The sequence below is a fragment of the uncultured Thiodictyon sp. genome (assembly GCF_903828115.1).
Classification (GTDB): domain Bacteria; phylum Pseudomonadota; class Gammaproteobacteria; order Chromatiales; family Chromatiaceae; genus Thiodictyon.
This window is the reverse complement of the sequence record NZ_CAIKKU010000621.1, coordinates 1-1,621: the sequence shown is the minus strand read 5'-3', so window position 1 is coordinate 1,621 and position 1,621 is coordinate 1. Positions and strand designations below refer to the sequence as shown.

Here is a 1,621-nt window from a genome sequence, read left to right as displayed (position 1 = left end):
GGGCGCGGTGCCGTAGGGTCCGCTGTGCGGACCACAGCCCTCGCCGTCGGCTGATGGGCCGGGATGACGATCGAGGCCGTCACGCGGCACCGGGTGGACTGACAGCGCGCCCTGCGCCAATGGAAAGGCCAGGCGAATGCCTGGCCTTCGATCCGGCGCGCTATCCCTGCGCGCCGAAGGTCGTGCCGGTCGGCGGCCTTACTTGGCCGGGGCCTGCTGGGCCGGGGCGGCCGGCGGAGCCGGGGGGGCCATCGGGACCGGGTAAGGGGCGGCATAGGGGGCGCCATAGCCGTAGGGAACGCCGCCGTAGGGGCCGTAGCCGCCGTAGTAGGGGGCGCCGTAGCCGTAGCCGTCATAGCCGCGGCCATAGCCATTGCCGTAGCCAGTGCCACGCCCGCGACCGTAGCCGCGGCCATTGCCGCCGCCGCTCATGCTCATGTTGAAGTCGCCGTCTCCGAACATGTCGCCGAGCCAGTCGCCCGAGCCGTCACCATAGCCGTTGTTGCCCCAGCCATTGTTACCCCAGCCGTTGTTCCCGTAACCGGGCCCACCGCCCCAAGGACCGCCGCCCCAGGGACCCCAAGCGGAGGCGGAGGCGGACAGGCCCAGCAGGGCGGCGACGGCGACAGCAGTAGCAAGCTTTTTCATCTTGATCTCCGAAGATTCGATTGTGTTGTTGGCAGCTAGCGGGGCGCGTACAGCACCACCCACGGGAAAGAGTATATTAGTAGTCGCTTAAATTAGCAAACACATTTTTCTCGTGCCCGATTCCGGAACGTGCAGACCCCCTCAGGCACCCCTGCCGAGCCGGCGTGACACCTCGATCAGGTCCTCCCAGGCCTTGCCCTTGTGCTCGGGTGAGCGCAGCAGATAGGCGGGATGGTAGGTAACGCGCAGGGGGACGGCCGCGGGGCCATAGTCGAACCAGCGCCCGCGCAGACGGCCCACGGGGGTGTCGGTGCCGAGCAGGTTCTGGGCCGAGACCGCACCCACGGCCAGGATCACCCGCGGGCGGATCAGTTCGACCTGCCGCGCCAGGTAGCCCTGACAGTGGGCGACCTCGCCCGGGTGGGGATTGCGGTTGCCCGGCGGGCGGCACTTGAGGATATTGGCGATATAGACCTGACCGCGCGCAAGCCCGATGGCGGCCAGCATCTGGTTCAAGAGCTGGCCCGCGCGGCCGACAAAGGGCTCGCCCGCCCGGTCCTCGTCCGCCCCCGGGGCCTCGCCGATGACCAACAGGCGCGCCTGGCGGTCGCCGACCCCGAAGACGGTGCGGGTGCGGCTCTCACACAGTGCGCAGGCGCGGCAGGCGGCGACCGCGGCGGCCAGGGCGTCCCAATCCAGGATTGCGGGGTCGTCGAGCACGGGGGGCGGGGCGACCGCGGGGGCCTTGGCGGGCGGCGCGGCGGCGTGCGCAGTCCGCGGCGGGCTCTGGACGCGGGTGGGCCCAGCCGGGGCCGTCGGCGGCTCCCACACCGGCTCCCATACCGGGTCACCGACCGGCTCCCAGGCCGTGTCCCAGTCCAGGTCCGGCGCGGGCGGCGGCGGCTCGGCCGGGGCCCGGGGGGCGTCGGCGGCGGGCTGGGGGGGCGGCGCGACCGGTCGCGGTGGTTGCGGC

The 1,621-nt window shown here is 72.1% G+C and carries 2 protein-coding genes; both read right to left on the bottom strand.

The genetic code is table 11. From position 1 onward, the window contains the following. Window positions 1–198 precede the first annotated feature (198 nt). Complete coding sequence (locus QZY48_RS23405) at window positions 199–648, bottom strand: sulfur globule family protein (RefSeq protein ID WP_295435615.1); 450 nt, start codon at window positions 646–648, stop codon at window positions 199–201. 141 nt (window positions 649–789) lie between these two features. Then, window positions 790–1,530 carry a uracil-DNA glycosylase gene (locus QZY48_RS23400; protein ID WP_295435616.1) on the bottom strand — a complete coding sequence of 247 codons (741 nt, stop codon included), beginning with the start codon at window positions 1,528–1,530 and terminating at the stop codon, window positions 790–792. Window positions 1,531–1,621: the final 91 nt, after the last annotated feature.